The sequence below is a fragment of the Vibrio sp. 2092 genome (assembly GCF_033339635.1).
GTDB lineage: Bacteria > Pseudomonadota > Gammaproteobacteria > Enterobacterales > Vibrionaceae > Vibrio > Vibrio alginolyticus.
In genome coordinates this window covers 120603-136710 of sequence record NZ_JAWOUY010000012.1, presented here as the reverse complement: position 1 = coordinate 136710, position 16108 = coordinate 120603, and the positions used below count along the sequence as shown (strand labels likewise).

Here is a 16108-nt window from a genome sequence, read left to right as displayed (position 1 = left end):
GTTATTTTATTTCGGTAAGGATATCTTGAGTCGAACAGCTTTTCATGTGGTTTGTGTTCTATGGCTGGCTATTTAATCAGAAAGCGAGAAGAACACTGTAAAAACGCGGTGAGCAAAGCTATTTTGAAAAGCAAGCTGCGCCTAGTCATTGTCCAAACATCATTAAAGGGCCAGTTTCGAGTCAATCCCCCATAACATTTGCATCACTAAAACCTCAGCTACTACTAGAAGGAAAAGCAATAGCCAGACCTATTCACTACGCCAATTGTATATTACTCCTACTGCATAGCCATCTGACTCGATGTCCGCTTGCAACACGTGAAAGTCTGGGCAGGGGCTGCTTCTTTGAAGCTCATCAATCACTAACGCTTTTAAAACGCCGCCACATGCACCCAATCCGCCAAGTTTGATATCAACAAATTGATACTGAGTTTGATCGGTCACCCACGGAGACAAGAATTGCATTGAGTTTAACCATTGCGGTTCTTCCTTATTAACGGATAAATACAATTGACTGAGTGGATGTTCACAACTTACTCCTAATTGCTTAAACACCTTGTCCACGGCGATGCGTTGTTGTTTGGCATCTAAATCAATTCGAACAACATCAGGCACAAGACCTGAATGTCGAAAAAAACACTTGGTTAAAATGATAGAGCTTTGAGGTTTGACATGCCCTTCTACATCACTCGTAACCTCTATAGCCAGTATCCAAGTCGCTTGCGTTTCATTAACTTCACGATTTATCCGATTTAGTGCCATCAAAAATGCAGCTTGGCCATAAGGATAAAAGTAAATTTCAGTATTGACAGTTTGGTCAACGAAAATAGAAAGCTCGCTTATCAATGCTTTAAGCAAACTTTTGTCCACCGAAGATGGTAAAAGAACACAGAGATTCCCCTTGATATCAGCTTGCTCAAGACTCTCGCGCTCAGAGCGCACGAGGCTTAATATATGCTCATCTATTGATTGAGCAAAGTCAGGGGGTCGGATTTCCTCGGACAATCTAAAAGAATCATCAGCTATCTCGCGAACGGTGTGTGAACGGCCATTAAAGGATAGAAGATGCGTTTGAAATGCGAGTGGCATCTAGCCTCCGATTAAAACCGTAGGCATACCAGATAGAATTTTGCCACCATGAGACGTTGAATCGCCGACTCTCGCGGCTGGTTTACCGTTGATTGTTACGCTAGAAGAACCTGCTGAGATACTATCCGGAGGACCGATACAAATAAGCTTGTCGCCTTGTCTTGCCGCAGGTATCCCGCCAATCGTTACGTTTGGTGAACCAACAACGACGGGACCACCGACATGCGGTATCTTTCCTGTTTTTTTAGGGCAAAGATGAAAGCTGCCCAAAATTGCGGCTGGTTTACCCACTTTAAATCACCTTAGTTCAATGAAATTTGCCCAGCTTTAAGAGCAATAGCTGAGCCGTTAATGGATATTTTATTACCTTTGATATTGATTTCTCCAGAGCTAGACATCTGAATAGAAGCACCACCTACTTTGATCTCGACGCTCTTTCCTGCATTAAAAGACAGTACTTCACCCGTTTCATTCGAAAAGTTTTTACCTACTTTCAAGCTCGCGTTCTGACCAACCTCTTGATTAACATCATTGGTCACTTTTTCGGTTTTACTGTTTTCAACGGCGATATCAACACAGTCTTCAACTAGCATTTGGAACAGTTTTTCAGCATGAAGATAAATGTGCTCTTCACCAGGCTTATCATCGAAGCGCAACTCATTAAAATTGGATGTACCTTTTTGTACAGAGCGTGATTTATAACCACTCTGAGAACTTTGCTCTGGTAAAGCGTAAGGAGGGAGTTGACTACCGTTATATAGTGACCCCGTAACGATTGGTTGATCAGGGTCTCCGTTAACAAACTCGACGATGACCTCTTGTCCGACTCTAGGGTGAAACACCGACCCCCATCCGTTACCTGCAATATTTTGCGCAACACGAATCCAACATGAACTATTTACATCGTATTTACCAACACGGTCCCAGTGAAACTGAACTTTGATACGGCCATGTTTGTCTATGTAAATTTCACCATCTTTGTTCCCCGTAACTACTGCGGTTTGCAAACCTTTCATCTGAGGTTTCGGGTAGTTAACTGAAGGACGCAGGATTGTCTTTGAGTCAACACAACTAAACGAGACTTTGACACCTTGCGCACCGGTCCCACCTTGACCAGTCTGGTTATAAACAGCAGCAGACAAAAAAACAGAAGACAGTACATATTCTTTGCCGACTCGAGATTTATCTTCATGCTTTTTAAACTTGAAGCACTTGCCCACACTGAATGTTCTGCACGTAGCCTCGCCACGACACAAATATGCATTTTGCTGTAGTGCTTCTATTGCATGCGTGTTTCTCAGTGCGTATTGATCATTGCTCTCCATTTCACCCATGTATTCAAAATACTCGCTTCCAGGTACTGTAAAAAAATCACTTTCACCCTTTGCAGTATTTTTAGGATTCGAAGAAGGCTTGAGCATGTTATAGCCTGACTTTTGACTCGCTTTAGTAGTCAGAATTTGCGTTTCATGCCAAGAAGAAATGTGGCTAGATTTCGCCGTACCTGTATCAAAATCGACTAAAAACTCAGTACCCGGCTTATAAAAACTGATGTCATCAAAAATATTGAGCGTATGGGCAGACTTAGTATGTGTAAAAAAAAATGATAGCCCCTCTTCCGATAACAGACGTCGAACAAATTCAAGATCTGATTCTTCATATTGTACTTTGTACGTGTATTTAGGATAGGACTTGGTTAGCTCAAAACTAAAGGCAACACTATGCTCCGATAGTACTTCAGAGATAATTTCCTTTATATCTTTATGCTGAAATATTCTGCAATTTTTTCGATATTCAGCGAAACGTAATTTAGGCTCTATTAATAATTCTATGTTTTTATAATTTTCGCCTTTATGTGTATTAGAAACCCTTTTCCCTTCTAATCTTGCAGCAGAAACGTAACCATGCATATAACGAGGATTTGAAGAAACATCCTCATTATTTTCAAGGGTAATGGTAACTTCCTTACCAATAATTTCGTTTAACTCACTTCGTTGATCATTAAAGTAAGCTTTAGCACGCAATGAAAAAAGTTCTGAGATCTCTTCTTTATACTCAAACGAGTTTAGTATGATGGCATCTTTACCGAATGGGGAAGAAATTCGGATGAAATTGTTATCTTGAGTTGCTCTTTTCATTAAATACTTCTTTCAAAAAAATGCGGAGGAATACTCCCCCGCATGAAAATTACATTTGTTGACCTTTAACACCGCTGTAGCCGTATACCAATGGAGCAGAAGTGTTGTTCTTATCGTCAGTAGGAGTCACTGTCATCATCATTTCTGTGTAAGAAATTGTGATAGTTTCAACTGGACGATCGTCTTGGATAGAAACTGAGTAGTTAGAAATCATCGCATCAGTCAGTTCGATCTTCATGATCTCTTCAACCTTCTCACCCTGCTTAGTAATATGGAAAACCGCTGGTTTACCTTTACCAATCGTCGCTTCTTTAAATAAGTCAGGAGAAGAACGGTCTTGAAGTTTAGTGATAGTCAAATCATATAGACGAGTAGCGCTCGCTTCACGGTCCATCGCTGTACCAGTGTATGATGAGATCTCACGACCTACACTCCAATCTACAGATAGTAGTGTAATCAAATCTTTGTATTGCTCGGCTGTTGCCTCACCCTTAATATCTGCGTATTTAAGATACGTATTAGACTGCATGCTAATCTCCTATAGCATTATTAATTGACATATATCGTAGTAATTTAATTATCTGACGTTTGGTGATAATTAGTGATTAATGTATCAAAAACTTCATTTTAAATACGCCCTGTTATATCTTTAAATAAGATTTAATTTAAGCGTTTTTTATAAAAAATAATAGTTAATATGAACCAACTCCCAATTATTATTGAGAGTGTAAAGGATGTTAAACTATTGAGACATCAAGTCCACTAGTTGTACCTTTAACAATAATTTCATCAAACGTCTTATCATTAAGAATTGCATGCAATATTTCATGAGAAATCTTCGGAAGCAGTGTATTTTCTATGGTTGTTTGTACCACACGCGCACCACTGCCAGACTCATTGCTATTGTCTACAATATCATTAATTAGTTCCTCATCAAAAAACAGGTCAGCGTTATAGTGCTTACGAATACGAGTCGTAATTTTATCCAACTTTAATTTTGTTATTTCTATCAATACTTTTCTTGATAGAGGCAAATAAGGTAATACGTTCACACGCCCTAAAAATGCAGGTTTAAAGTCGACCAACAAATCATCGCGTAAAGCATCTTTTAGTGCTGACGGCTCAGGAGATAAATCAGGATCAGAATACAAAGACATCGTCGTTTCGGTCCCTGTGTTCGCGGTCATAATAATAATAGTGTTTTTAAAGTCTATATCTCGACCTTCACCGTCTTTAATTGAGCCTTTATCAAACACCTGATAAAAAATATCTTGAACACCAGGGTGCGCTTTTTCCATTTCATCGAGGAGAATTACACTATAAGGTTTACGTCTAACAGCTTCAGTCAGTACACCTCCTTCTCCATAACCGACATAACCAGGAGGAGAACCTAATAGCAATGAGACTTTATGCTCTTCCTTAAATTCCGACATATTGATAGTCGTGACATTTTCTTCACTACCATAGACTTTCTCTGCAATCGCCAAAGCCGATTCGGTTTTACCCACTCCGCTTGGTCCGGTTAGGAGAAATACACCATTTGGTCGTGTCTCATCCGTGAGCTGCGCACTCGCGGTTTTTATCACTTCAGACATGAGCTCTAAAGCGTGATCCTGCCCGACAACTCGCTTACACAAACTTTCTTTCAAACCCAATACTGCTTGGATTTCATCATCCTGAAGTTTACCTAGCGGTATACCGGTCCAATCCGAAATAACTTCTGCGATTAGCGCTTCATTTACATGCGAAAAAACTAAGGGCTGTGAGTTAGCGGAAAGGTTATTTTCAAGCTCTTGTAACTTGTCTCTAGCAGTTTCAGAACCCTCCTGGATTATTTGGGTTCTAAGTGACTTAGCTTCATTTACCCATTCTTTTTCTTTTTCCCAAAGTACTTCTAATTCAATAATGTCATTAGATAGCGCATCAATCTCTTTTCGGACACCTTGCAGCTGCACATCAAGAGATGCTCCTAGCCGACTCTCTTGGCTAAGATGCTCATACTCAGCTTGCTTTGCTTTAAGTTTGTTTCTTTTCGCATCTAGGCCTCCCGGTGTAGATGACTGACTTAACGCAACTCGAGAACAGGCCGTATCCAAAACAGAAACCGCTTTATCTGGCAGTTGACGACCATTAATGTATCGAGCTGACAGTTGGACCGCTGCATTGAGAGCTTGGTTAGTGATATGAACATCGTGGTGTTGTGCCATTACATCAAGTAAGCCTCGTAACATTTCGATCGCGAGTTCAGGGGCAGGCTCATCAACCTTTACGACTTGAAAACGCCTAGTTAAAGCTGCATCTTTTTCAAAATACTTTTTATACTCTGCCCACGTTGTTGCTGCGATCGTTCTGAGTTCACCTCTCGCTAATGCTGGCTTCAGAATATTCGCCGCATCACCTTGGCCCGCTTGCCCACCACCGCCAATTAGGCCATGAGCTTCATCAATGAACAATATAATAGGCTGTGGAGCGTCGTTTACTTCCTTAACAAGGTTCTTAAGCCTGTTTTCAAACTCACCTTTCATGCCTGCGCCGGCTTGCAGTAACGCCAAATCCAGAGACTTAATTGCCACATTTTGCAGAGCGGGAGGTACATCGCCATCAATGATCTTTTGCGCCAAACCTTCAACAACGGCTGTTTTTCCAACACCAGCTTCTCCCGTAAGAATCGGGTTGTTTTGTCGGCGTCTTAATAAAATATCGATCATTAGGCGAATTTCATTATCTCTACCAATCACCGGATCTATTTTACCTTCCCTAGCTTGCTCAGTAAGGTCTGTTGTAAATTGATTCAAGGCGGAATTCGCGTTTGACTGCGCTAAGTCATTCGATCTTGATTGAGGCGCATTACTTTCTTTAAAGTTCAATAAGCGAGATGGTTCTATCTTGTTTAGTTCAGGACTAATCGAACCAGCCATGTTGACTAACGTATCATCAGACAAGTAGGCAAATAAAAGATGGATGCACCCCAACTGTTCTTGATTGAATTCAATGGTTGCAGACAACAAGGCATTTTGCATAACAGTCACCGTATGAGCTGATAGCCCAGGCACCGACTGGCATCCTGTTTTGTATTTTTCTAATGCCTTTTGAATATCGGTTTCAACCTTGATTTTATCGACATCAAATTCGTCAAAAACTTCAGAGTAAATATCGTCAGGATGGCGGATAATCATCATTAACCAGTGAGACATTTCAATACTGTGATGAGTTCGGGAGCTTGCCATCGCAGCTGCCTGTTCAAGTGTTTCCTTAGCCTGAGGAGACAATCTTTCGACCAACGCTGAAAGTGAGAGTGAAGCCATTACATTTCCTTTAAATAGTAATTGTTATAGTTCGATCTTTTGTACGTTCGTGTTTTTTAAGCACAGAACCAATACCTAACTGCCCCTGCTGTTTCGATAAACAAGCTTGTGGTAGCAAACTATGTTTGGTGGTGAGCTGCCACTTCAGTTGTTTATGTTTTCCAATCAACTCATAAGCAGCGTTCTTAATGATTGCTATATTGGGTTGGTTAGGAAGCAATTTACTAACTAGCTGTTTATCTTTTGGCAGAAATTCTATTGTTGTCCCCGCGTTGATGTTCCATGCTTTCGAACCCAAAGACGCTCCTAAACCAAGTTGAGCAAACTGCCCTTCAGGCATAGTTCGGGATGCAAGGCGTGTTTGCTCTTCTTTCGTAAGGTGTAACCATTGTCCTTGAAATTCATGAACTTTTACTTGGCATCCAGATAAACATTCAAGAATACTTTTCAGTCCACCTTTACTTCTCACTGGTGAAGCAAACACACCACCATAGTGCCGGGACAGTGAACTCCCTTTCCCAGTTAATGCCGATTTACAGCTTTCTAACGGCGAACGCGCGCCCTGCGCATGCGCACGAGACTGAACAGTCAGCTGACTCAGTTGCCAACATCGATAATAAAGAGATAATAAGCGATGATTGAAAATATCGTAGAAGTCCACCATAGCCGTATCGCCTTCTTTTTGGCGATGTAAAGCTAATTCACTATAGTGCTGGGGAAGCACACCTTGCTCACCCGTTAGGCCTATTAAATTGGTCTCAATCTCTAACTTGCTGTCATCTATATTTTTCAGTTCACAAAGCTGAGCATTTTCAAAACCTAATGATGGATTAACCTTTAAGTTTAGCTTTTCATGCTTCGGTAACGCATCTGTTCCTATTTGCGCCTCTGCTTGCAGAACTTCGTGTTCAATAAGATGAATCGCTTCAAACAATGGATGTTGCTTTAATTCTCGATAAAATTGTTCCGCGCTCATAGCAACACCTTATCGCCAGTTAATGCGGGCCATAGGTGGAAAGACTTTCCCGTGGACTTAATTCTTATTTCTAACTGCGTAAAAATGTTAATTTCAGCATATTGCGAGAAGTAAACAGATAAAACACTACCTAAGAGAAAGATCTGCTCTTTAGGTAAAATTTGATCAGAAACCGTCAAAATAATTTTTATACCGTGCGCAAATCCAACTTTGCCTTTCTGACTAATTCTTCCTGTAGTAGGCTCAAACTCTAACTTAGTTAAAGCATCGATTACCGCTTTCGTTTCTGCTGTCCCAGAAAATGCATAGAGATTAAGGGTCTGCTTCAAAGTTGCTAAACCATCTTCCTCGGTAAAATGGTTTAAAGTTAAAAGCTTAGTTAACTGCCATCGTGTGCTTTCATCCATTTCTGGCCGAATAGTTTCTGATAAAGAAACTAAACAACGAACAGATTCGAAATTGTCATTTACCTCCGGTAAAGATACTTGCGGCAGCCCACCTCCAAATGGAAGTTTCTGCGCTAAGTTGCGGTTACAGCACTCAGCTTCCACGTACATTAACCAGTTTTCCCGGCTATCCGGGCTGAACAATTGATGTTTTTTATCAACAAAAGAAATGTAAGTTTCTCTACCTGGCTCATCATACCCACCAGCCCAGTTCTTATCCTCACGTCTCATCAACCAATAAATCTCACTAGTGTTTGTATAATGCGTGTGCTCACCAGCGTGATAACATGGCAAATTGTGGTACGTTTTGTTCCAGTTTCTCAACGTTACGTCAGAAATTGAGACAACCTCATTACTTTCAGATTCTTGGTATTGTGGAGACAAGTGGTAATCGTATTCAGTTGGTAGAATACGCTTAGGCTCCATAATACTTTTAAATAAGTTGATTACAGGCACACAACCTACCATTAAGCTTTCTTCGTCCACTTGCTTTGGAAGCCAGTCATCGTTGGTATCAAAGTAAAAATACAGTTCGACTTGCTCTCCAAGATCTAGCTCAGATAATCCAAGTTCGGTGATATCAAAGAACATAAACTTCTCAGGAAAGTGCAAATACTCAACAAGTAATCTTGCTCCTGAAAAGCTTCTTTTACTGTATGGCACAACTTTCTCATCTTCTGAAAATCCTACTTCAGAAAGATGTCTTTTGGTTAAAGGACGAACTTCTTTGCCATCCACAACAACAGATAAACCAATTAGGTTTTGAAACAGCATTTGGTAGAGCTTAAAAGTCAATTGAGATTGACCGTTTAAATAGAAGCGCAGCCGTTCTATCCCCATTTCACCAAGAGGAGTCTCTTCATCTTGAGCCGTGAGCTGTACTTTCAAAACTGAATGAGCATTGCTTTCCCATCGTGAGCCAACTGGCTTGAAAGGCGCATTTTTAAAAACGCCAGAGGTCACATCAACAGGATACATTCTGACCGGATAACAAGTTCTAAACTCGCATTCATGATATCCAGTAGCACCGATAACAACTCGCTCGCCTTCTTCTACATCAAAATAAGAGGAAGTGGAGTTAGAACAGCTCATTTTAATGACTGACATTGACGGGATTGGGGCGTGAAAATCCGGATATAACTGTCCCATCAAAGACTCTGTAAACTGAGGGTAACTATTGTCTAAGCTTTGTCTAATCCTTGCTGTTAGAAATGCGCAGCCTTCTAACAATCTTTCTACGTGTGGATCGTCAACCTGTTCCTCACTAATACGAAGTCTCGCGGCAATCTTGGGATACTGCTCACCAAACTCTTGCCCTTTGTGACGCAAATAAGCTAACTCGCGATTATAGTACTTGAGAAACTCTTCACTCATTTTGCTCTACTCAGTTTCATACCTAAATTTACCGGCTCTACTTCAGAATTGAATCGCACTTCATGAATACTGTTATCAATTAAGCAAGTGGCATTTATCTGTAACCTCAATACCCTATCAATAGCGTTTTTCTCGTCCGAAATCTGGACATGAGGGTTCCTTAACCTCGGCTCAAACTCTTTAATTGCATCATGAACGATGTCGCAAAGCTGATTCTGCCCTTCTTGGCTGCTATAGGGCATTGAGGAAAAATCTGGCAGCCCATAGTTCAATATTGAATAACGAACCTCTAGAAGATCATCAGGAATATTTTTCCATCCAATACGACTATTCAGCATCGACTCTAGATCTCTAAGTAAGCTGCTCAACATCTGTTGCTGGCTTGCAGGGAAGTCTTTCTCATCTCGAGTGAGAGGATCACTATCTATCAATTTGTCGAGCAGAGAAACGGTTAACGACATGATATTTCTACGCTATTTGTTTCTGTTCTAATAATGTAGTCAAATCACAGATTGGAAGCGCTGAGTCACCGACTAACCAACATTTTTGACCCAAGCCAACAAAAGATTCTTGCTCACCAATCTGCTTCCAATCCGTTTCTCGGCCTAACTTTTGTGCATCGGTCTCTGAGTCGACATACGTCAAAGGCATATGGCCTTCGCCTTCACCAAGTCCATCGATATCAAACTCGACAGGTCGCCAAATACTTTCTAACAAAGAAGTAGGTGCTTTAACTTCTAGCGTATGGATGCTCGATATGGGTACAAGAAAATAGTTACCTGCTGTAGAAAACAGTTCAATGTAACCACCTAAACGATCATCAATATCTCTAGCATCTTCGTAGTTTGTGCCGTTTACGTTAAACCCTTTAATAGTACGACGCTCTTCAATGCGATGCGATAGACGTGACGCTTCTTCGTACTCTTGATTTCCGAGAGCAAGATTAAATCGAACAAGCTCTTTAGTTAATTCCTCATCACCTAATACTTTGGCACTAGCCGCACCATTGATAAAATCCTTTCTAGCTTGAGCTGCTTTCACTAAATGTCGTAGCTGACTTGCACCAGGCAGATACTCAGGAAACAATTTAATCGATTGCATGAGCTGAGCGTCCGCACGCTCGAAGTCCCCATCAATGCAAAGAAGCTCAATGAAGGAACTTCTCAAGCTCGCATCTTTAGGGGTGGCTTTAATTTCATCAATTAATTGCTCTAGAGCGTGTTGCAATAGGCCTTGGGACAAAGCATTTTTCCATTGAGTCATTGTTATTTCCTTACACCATGTGCTCTGGTGATAATTCGGTAATTAATTTAATGCTAGATACCATTTGATCGAGTTGAAAATGCGGTCGCAAATGGATAACTGAGTAATAATGTCCAGGAGTTTCTCTTTTCTCTCGAACTGTAATTTTCGCTTCATTTAGGGGGTATTTAGCTCGAAGCTCATCAGACGCTTCATCTGATGCGGTAGTGTACTGGTGTAACCAGCGTTGAAAGTCACGCTCTAGGCTTTCTGCGTCTTGATACCCACCAATTTTGTCACGCCCCATAACCTTGAGATAATGTGCGACTCGCGATACACACAATGTGTATTGCAACATCGATGTCAGTTTTGCATTCGTTGAAATATGCTTTTCTGCGTATTGTTTGGGCTTGTAGAGAGATACATTCGAGGTCATCCCTACCATATCAGTCTCAGGTATTGGAGAAATAGAAATAAAACCGCACTCAGACAATTCTTGTTCTTTTCTCTCAGTGATTTTCAAGTTTAACGGACATCTTTCACGATCATTCTTGCCATTAACACGCATCGTGCTCCTTGTAGGAGCGACGATAATACCCTGACTGTAATCGCCTTGTTTAATCCCTCGCATATGCGTGAACCAACCATGTTCCTGAAATGCTCTAATTGATACAGCAGCAAAACAGTACGCACTACTCCCCCATAGCAAATCTCGGTTGGAGTCGTAGATGTGTTCTTGAAAATTGAATTTATCATTCCGCGAGCCATCACTTTTGTATGGCTGACGGAACAAGACGTTAGGTGCAGTCAAACCAATAAATTTAGCGTCATCGTTATCTCTCAAACTACGCCACTTTGCATAATCTTCCTGTTCAAATTGGGCTGCTATATCTCTTATCGCAGAGAGTTGAGCGAAACTATCAACACCAAACATCTCTGGCGATGCAGACATGATAAATGGGCTGAATGCTGCAGCTGCAGACTGAGAGATCTTACTCAACACAGACAGATCTCTATCAAAATAATTTTTACTAGGATCACAGCGAAGCTGATAATCTCCAACCACCACACCAAAGGGTTCTCCCCCTGCCATGCCATATTCATTTTGATAGAGCAACTTAAATAGTGCTGATTGGTCAAACTCGATGGCTTTTAAAGCATCTTTACTGATTTCATTCCATGTCGCCGTTAAAACCTTAACTTTTACAGAGTCCGATGAACGAGAATCAACCTGTTCACATAAATACCTAACTCCAACCCACCCCCTTTCGAGCTGTTGAAACTCAGGATGATGTAATATTTCATTTAGTTGAGATTCTAATAGCTCATCAATGCGGTTAATTGTGTTCATCACACTATGACGAAAGCTGTCCAAATCTCTTGAACGTGTACCTTCTAGCCAAATTCGAGCTGACGATACAAGATCAGAAGATTCATTGAATCGAGTCAACCACGGGCTATCAAGTTCAGCATAGCCTCCGGTACTGAACTCATGTTTTAGCTTGCTAGGGTCGCGAAAGTTAAGTGACACTGCTAATTCCATCTAGAACATAAAGATTGGTCATGGCTGGCCTTTCGACCAGCCAATTCATTTCTTATCCACCTGACTGAGGGATCTTTGCCACAAGTCGCAAAGATGTGGTCAGTTCTTCCATTTGTAACCAAGGCTTCAGCCATGCTACGGCATTGTAAGAACCAGGTGCGCCAGGAATTTCCTTAACCTGAACACGAGCGTCTGCTAGAGGGTATTTCGCTCTGATCTCTTGACCACCGCCTTCAGAAGCATTGACGTAACCTAGGATCCAGCGGTTCAGCCAAGACTCAACGTCTTCTGCTTCCATAAAGCTACCAATTTTATCTCGAGCCATTACTTTCAAATAATGCGCAAAACGAGATGTTGCCATCATATAAGGTAGGCGGGCAGAAATGGCCGCATTGGCCGTTGCTTCAGGGGATTCATGGTTCGCTGGTTTTTGACAGGTTTGCGCACCAAAGAACACTGCATAGTTGGTGTTTTTGTAGTGACAAAGCGGTAAGAAACCAAGCTTACCAAGCTCCGCCTCACGTCTGTCGGTAATACCAATCTCTGTTGGGCACTTCATATCAGGGTCGCCATCATCACTCATGAAGAAATGCGTTGGCAAGTTATCCACTCGACCGCCGCCTTCTGCACCACGGATGGCAGTACAAAATCCATATTTTGAAAATGCGTCGGTTAACTTAACACCAAGAACATACGAAGAGTTCATCCAACAGTAGTCGTTATGTTCAGCGTTAACAGCAATACCTGAAACAGGATCTACTTCGAACTCTTCAAACCCAAACTCTTCGACTGGAGCGGTAGCTTGTCCGTATGGCAAACGAGCAAGGACTTTTGGCATCGTCAGACTAACGAAGCGCGAATCGGCACTCTCGCGGAACGAACGCCATTGGGCGTATTCTAGTGATTCAAATACCTTATCTAGGTCGCGTGGTTTTGACAACTCAGTCCACTCATCAAAGCCGAATAGTGCTGGTGAAGCCGCGGACAAGAATGGAGAGAAGCCAGAAGCCGCTACATTTGACATTAGGCGTAACGACTCAATATCTTCTGGGTGGTTGGTAAACTCATAGTCTCCAATCAATGCACCATACGGTTCACCACCAGCACTACCAAACTCAGACTCGTAAACCTTTTTAAAGATCTGGCTTTGATCAAACTCAACAGCTTTGCTCAAGTCTTTATGTAGCTCTTTCTTGGTCATGCTCATCATGCGAACTTTCAGAGTAGAGCTGGTCTCTGAATTCATCACTAGATAATTTAAGCCGCGCCAAGAACCTTCGAGTTTCTGTAATTCTGGGTGATGCATTACTTCAGACAACTGATCAGAAATCTGCCTATCGAGCAAATTAATCGCTTCACGAAAAGTTACTGTTAGGTTTTTGTTCCAAGTAACTGTCCCTTTCATTGCTTCTTCAGCGAGCGTTTTAATCAGCTCCTCAGCACGAGAAGCTTCGGTCTGCTTAGTCGCACCAATAGCTTGATCTAAGAATGAAGTTGTCTGTTCATTAACAGTTGGATCTAACTGTTTTTCAGCTTCAGTCGTCATTATTCCGCTCCTTCAGTACTGTCTGACTTCGCTTTCTTGCCAAGATCTAACTCGCCTGCAAGTCTTGCCAGATTGTCTGTATTGTTCAAAACATCCTCTAGGATATTTTCAAGCTCTTCTGAGCGGTCAACTTTTGTCATCAAATCACGCAGTTTATTACGCGTTTCCATCAATTGGCGTAGTGGATCAACTTGATTTACGATCGCAGCAGGCTCAAAGTCTTGCATTGATTTAAAGTTTAAATCGACCTCAAACTGTGAATCGTCATTCGCAAGCTTATTCGCAACTTTAAACTTCACCGATGGATTCATTTTTTTGAGTACATCGTCAAAGTTATCTCGATCGATCTGAATAAAACGGCGGTCTTTTAATGGCTTCAACGCTTCTGTGTTTTGACCAGCGAAGTCACCCATTACACCTACAACAAAAGGCAGTTCTTTCTTAAGAGTCGTACCTTCAGTTTCAACATCATAGGTAATGTGGACACGAGGCTTCCGTACTCGTGATAGTTTCGAGTGGATACTCGTCATACCATTCTCCCTTTATTAATTTTCATTTTGTTCTGCTATGCCAACCAAACGGAAGTAGCTTTTCTTTGCATCCCCGTCGGAGATAAGTTCCGCCAGTAACTCCGGCAGAGGCATCCCACACCAACGAATAATCTGTTCGATGGAGTAAGAAACTGGTGAGTGAGGTTCACTCTCTCGGAAGAAATCAGCTACTTGCTGCAATTGTCTAATTGCCTGCTCTCGTGATTTCATGTTTGTCGCTAATAATGCATCACAACTTTGTGAACTTAACGGTTGTTCAGAAGAAGATTCATCAAGATCCTCTAGCTCTTCAAACACGGCTTGTGGTTGATTGAAACGATCTCCTAGAAGGTGCTTTAATGCCGAGTGTATTGATTCGAGTCTTTTTGATATATAAGAGCTAGGAGTCACATCACCGACCGCTTCGTCTAATCGCTGACTGAATTCATTAAATGATTCTGTAGCGAACTCCAAATCCGTGATTAATTCTTGATAAAACGTATCAGAAGTCGACTTAACCGTAGTTATAATTTCAGGTAGCTCAACAGCCCCAAGCTCGACTCGATTTCGGCGCTTATCTTCGTCTAAGCGCTCAAGCTCTATAGCTTGCTGATATTCCCAATAGGCATAAGCTTGCTCCACGCCTAAGTCAGTCAATGGTATACAAGCAATTGGAAAAATAAGTGTTCCTTCACTATCGATACCATTGAGGCCAATAATCGCCGATATTCTTGTCTCAATACCATCTTCATCAGGCATTGGGTACAGATCATCCCAAAAGTTCTCAATTAAACTGGTTGCGAGTTTGTAGCCAACGCCCATACCACGAAAACCATACAATCGAGTTAGGGCTTCTATAAGCCAGGCAACAAATTCCAAATCTTTAGACTGATTCGTGAGTATTTCTGGGACATCTTCAATAAATACTCGCCATAAATTACTGTGGGTATAGATACTTTCTTCTTCTATAAGAGCATTACGTTCAGCGTTGCGGGCGGCCATACGCTGATCTTTCAACCGATAGTAAGCAGACTGTGGTGATACATCCTCTCTAGGATCAATACCTGTAGGATTTTCTTGAGATATAGGAGCCAACGCTTGTTCATACCAATCAAACATTTCATTACTCATAAGCTCTCCCTCTTAGAAAGACAGGTATCGTCGCGTCTTCTCTAGTTACTGTTTCGCACTCCGTTTGCGCTTGGCGAACTTTGATCAAAGCACAAGTTACGTTATCACTTGCGCCCCGAACCAAAGCCGAATGCATGAGAGCTAATCCAGCTTGGTTGACTGAGTCTGCATACAATGTCCGATGAATTTCATCACTCGTAAGTTCCTTAGAGAGTCCATCGCTACAGAGTAGAAACTGATCGCCGTCAGCCAACTGCCCTGAAACTTGATCAATAGTGACACTTTCGTCGACCCCAACAGCTCTGGTAATAACATTTGCAAGAGGGTGCGATTCGGCATCTTCAAATGCCAATAAGCCCTGATCCACTAAGTCCATGACTTGACTATGATCACGTGTTTTTTGGACAAAATTACCACTTCTAAGCTGGTAAATTCGGCTATCACCCACCCAAAGACAGTGGTAATACCCATCCTGAATAAACAACAAAACAAGTGTTGTTCCCATCGTTTTACCGTCTAAGTGATTTTGTGCGTATTGGTAAATTTCTAAGTTCGCTTCTTGAACCACTCTTCGGATATCATCGATATTAGTATTGGAGACATCCTGCATGTGGCGCGCGACTCTATCCACTAGCATCTGGCTTGCTATATCGCCAGCACTGTGTCCACCCATTCCATCGGCAACCACCCAAATATGCTGTTCTGTCATATCCAACAGAGCATCCTCGTTATAAGGGCGTACTTTTCCTGCGTGCGATTTAGCAAAGGTAAAATAGTTCCAATTCATT

Annotated in this window: 14 protein-coding genes; all 14 read right to left on the bottom strand. The window is 41.7% G+C overall.

The window, feature by feature from the left end; genetic code table 11:
- Window positions 1–249: 249 nt before the first annotated feature.
- Window positions 250–1089 (bottom strand): hypothetical protein, encoded by an 840-nt coding sequence (locus R7P80_RS19530; RefSeq protein ID WP_025767716.1) that lies wholly within the window; start codon window positions 1087–1089, stop codon window positions 250–252.
- On the bottom strand, window positions 1090–1380 hold the full coding sequence (locus R7P80_RS19525; RefSeq protein ID WP_005375969.1) for a PAAR domain-containing protein: 291 nt from the start codon (window positions 1378–1380) through the stop codon (window positions 1090–1092).
- Between the two features lie 11 nt (window positions 1381–1391).
- Window positions 1392–3227, bottom strand: coding sequence for a type VI secretion system tip protein TssI/VgrG (gene tssI, locus R7P80_RS19520; RefSeq protein WP_225491843.1), 1836 nt, complete (start codon window positions 3225–3227; stop codon window positions 1392–1394).
- A 49-nt stretch (window positions 3228–3276) separates the two neighbouring features.
- Window positions 3277–3756 carry an Hcp family type VI secretion system effector gene (locus tag R7P80_RS19515; protein ID WP_005375967.1) on the bottom strand — a complete coding sequence of 160 codons (480 nt, stop codon included), beginning with the start codon at window positions 3754–3756 and terminating at the stop codon, window positions 3277–3279.
- 208 nt (window positions 3757–3964) lie between these two features.
- The gene (gene tssH, locus R7P80_RS19510; RefSeq protein WP_017820212.1) at window positions 3965–6532 is read right to left on the bottom strand and encodes a type VI secretion system ATPase TssH; all 2568 of its coding nucleotides are present in this window, start codon (window positions 6530–6532) and stop codon (window positions 3965–3967) included.
- Window positions 6533–6542: 10 nt separating this feature from the next.
- Entirely contained in the window at window positions 6543–7508 is a 966-nt protein-coding gene (tssG, locus tag R7P80_RS19505) for a type VI secretion system baseplate subunit TssG (RefSeq protein WP_005375963.1), read from the bottom strand.
- Entirely contained in the window at window positions 7505–9328 is a 1824-nt protein-coding gene (gene tssF / locus R7P80_RS19500; RefSeq protein WP_017820213.1) for a type VI secretion system baseplate subunit TssF, read from the bottom strand. The genes tssG and tssF overlap by 4 nt, the downstream gene beginning before the upstream one ends.
- Window positions 9325–9789, bottom strand: coding sequence for a type VI secretion system baseplate subunit TssE (gene tssE, locus R7P80_RS19495; RefSeq protein ID WP_017635621.1), 465 nt, complete (start codon window positions 9787–9789; stop codon window positions 9325–9327). Before tssE ends, tssF begins: the two co-directional genes overlap by 4 nt.
- A gap of 7 nt (window positions 9790–9796) precedes the next feature.
- On the bottom strand, window positions 9797–10591 hold the full coding sequence (locus tag R7P80_RS19490) for a type VI secretion system accessory protein TagJ (protein WP_017820215.1): 795 nt from the start codon (window positions 10589–10591) through the stop codon (window positions 9797–9799).
- Between the two features lie 10 nt (window positions 10592–10601).
- Window positions 10602–12113, bottom strand: a complete 1512-nt coding sequence (gene tssC / locus R7P80_RS19485; protein WP_132936420.1) for a type VI secretion system contractile sheath large subunit — start codon at window positions 12111–12113, stop codon at window positions 10602–10604.
- A gap of 52 nt (window positions 12114–12165) precedes the next feature.
- Window positions 12166–13659, bottom strand: coding sequence for a type VI secretion system contractile sheath large subunit (tssC, locus tag R7P80_RS19480; RefSeq protein WP_005375950.1), 1494 nt, complete (start codon window positions 13657–13659; stop codon window positions 12166–12168).
- Window positions 13659–14189, bottom strand: a complete 531-nt coding sequence (tssB, locus tag R7P80_RS19475; protein ID WP_005375949.1) for a type VI secretion system contractile sheath small subunit — start codon at window positions 14187–14189, stop codon at window positions 13659–13661. Before tssB ends, tssC (R7P80_RS19480) begins: the two co-directional genes overlap by 1 nt.
- A 15-nt stretch (window positions 14190–14204) precedes the next feature.
- Window positions 14205–15320, bottom strand: a complete 1116-nt coding sequence (tssA, locus tag R7P80_RS19470) for a type VI secretion system protein TssA (protein ID WP_132936418.1) — start codon at window positions 15318–15320, stop codon at window positions 14205–14207.
- Complete coding sequence (locus R7P80_RS19465; protein ID WP_005375947.1) at window positions 15313–16107, bottom strand: PP2C family protein-serine/threonine phosphatase; 795 nt, start codon at window positions 16105–16107, stop codon at window positions 15313–15315. The genes tssA and R7P80_RS19465 overlap by 8 nt, the downstream gene beginning before the upstream one ends.
- Between the last annotated feature and the right edge of the window lies 1 nt (window position 16108).

What these genes read in the sequence shown, in the direction of transcription:
- R7P80_RS19530 (WP_025767716.1), bottom strand. Translation starts at nt 1,089, where the DNA reads ATGCCACTCGCATTTCAAACGCATCTTCTATCCTTTAATGGCCGTTCA.
- tssI (WP_225491843.1), bottom strand. Translation starts at nt 3,227, where the DNA reads ATGAAAAGAGCAACTCAAGATAACAATTTCATCCGAATTTCTTCCCCA.
- R7P80_RS19515 (WP_005375967.1), bottom strand. Translation starts at nt 3,756, where the DNA reads ATGCAGTCTAATACGTATCTTAAATACGCAGATATTAAGGGTGAGGCA.
- tssH (WP_017820212.1), bottom strand. Translation starts at nt 6,532, where the DNA reads ATGGCTTCACTCTCACTTTCAGCGTTGGTCGAAAGATTGTCTCCTCAG.
- tssG (WP_005375963.1), bottom strand. Translation starts at nt 7,508, where the DNA reads ATGAGCGCGGAACAATTTTATCGAGAATTAAAGCAACATCCATTGTTT.
- tssF (WP_017820213.1), bottom strand. Translation starts at nt 9,328, where the DNA reads ATGAGTGAAGAGTTTCTCAAGTACTATAATCGCGAGTTAGCTTATTTG.
- tssE (WP_017635621.1), bottom strand. Translation starts at nt 9,789, where the DNA reads ATGTCGTTAACCGTTTCTCTGCTCGACAAATTGATAGATAGTGATCCT.
- R7P80_RS19490 (WP_017820215.1), bottom strand. Translation starts at nt 10,591, where the DNA reads ATGACTCAATGGAAAAATGCTTTGTCCCAAGGCCTATTGCAACACGCT.
- tssC (WP_132936420.1), bottom strand. Translation starts at nt 12,113, where the DNA reads ATGGAATTAGCAGTGTCACTTAACTTTCGCGACCCTAGCAAGCTAAAA.
- tssC (WP_005375950.1), bottom strand. Translation starts at nt 13,659, where the DNA reads ATGACGACTGAAGCTGAAAAACAGTTAGATCCAACTGTTAATGAACAG.
- tssB (WP_005375949.1), bottom strand. Translation starts at nt 14,189, where the DNA reads ATGACGAGTATCCACTCGAAACTATCACGAGTACGGAAGCCTCGTGTC.
- tssA (WP_132936418.1), bottom strand. Translation starts at nt 15,320, where the DNA reads ATGAGTAATGAAATGTTTGATTGGTATGAACAAGCGTTGGCTCCTATA.
- R7P80_RS19465 (WP_005375947.1), bottom strand. Translation starts at nt 16,107, where the DNA reads ATGAATTGGAACTATTTTACCTTTGCTAAATCGCACGCAGGAAAAGTA.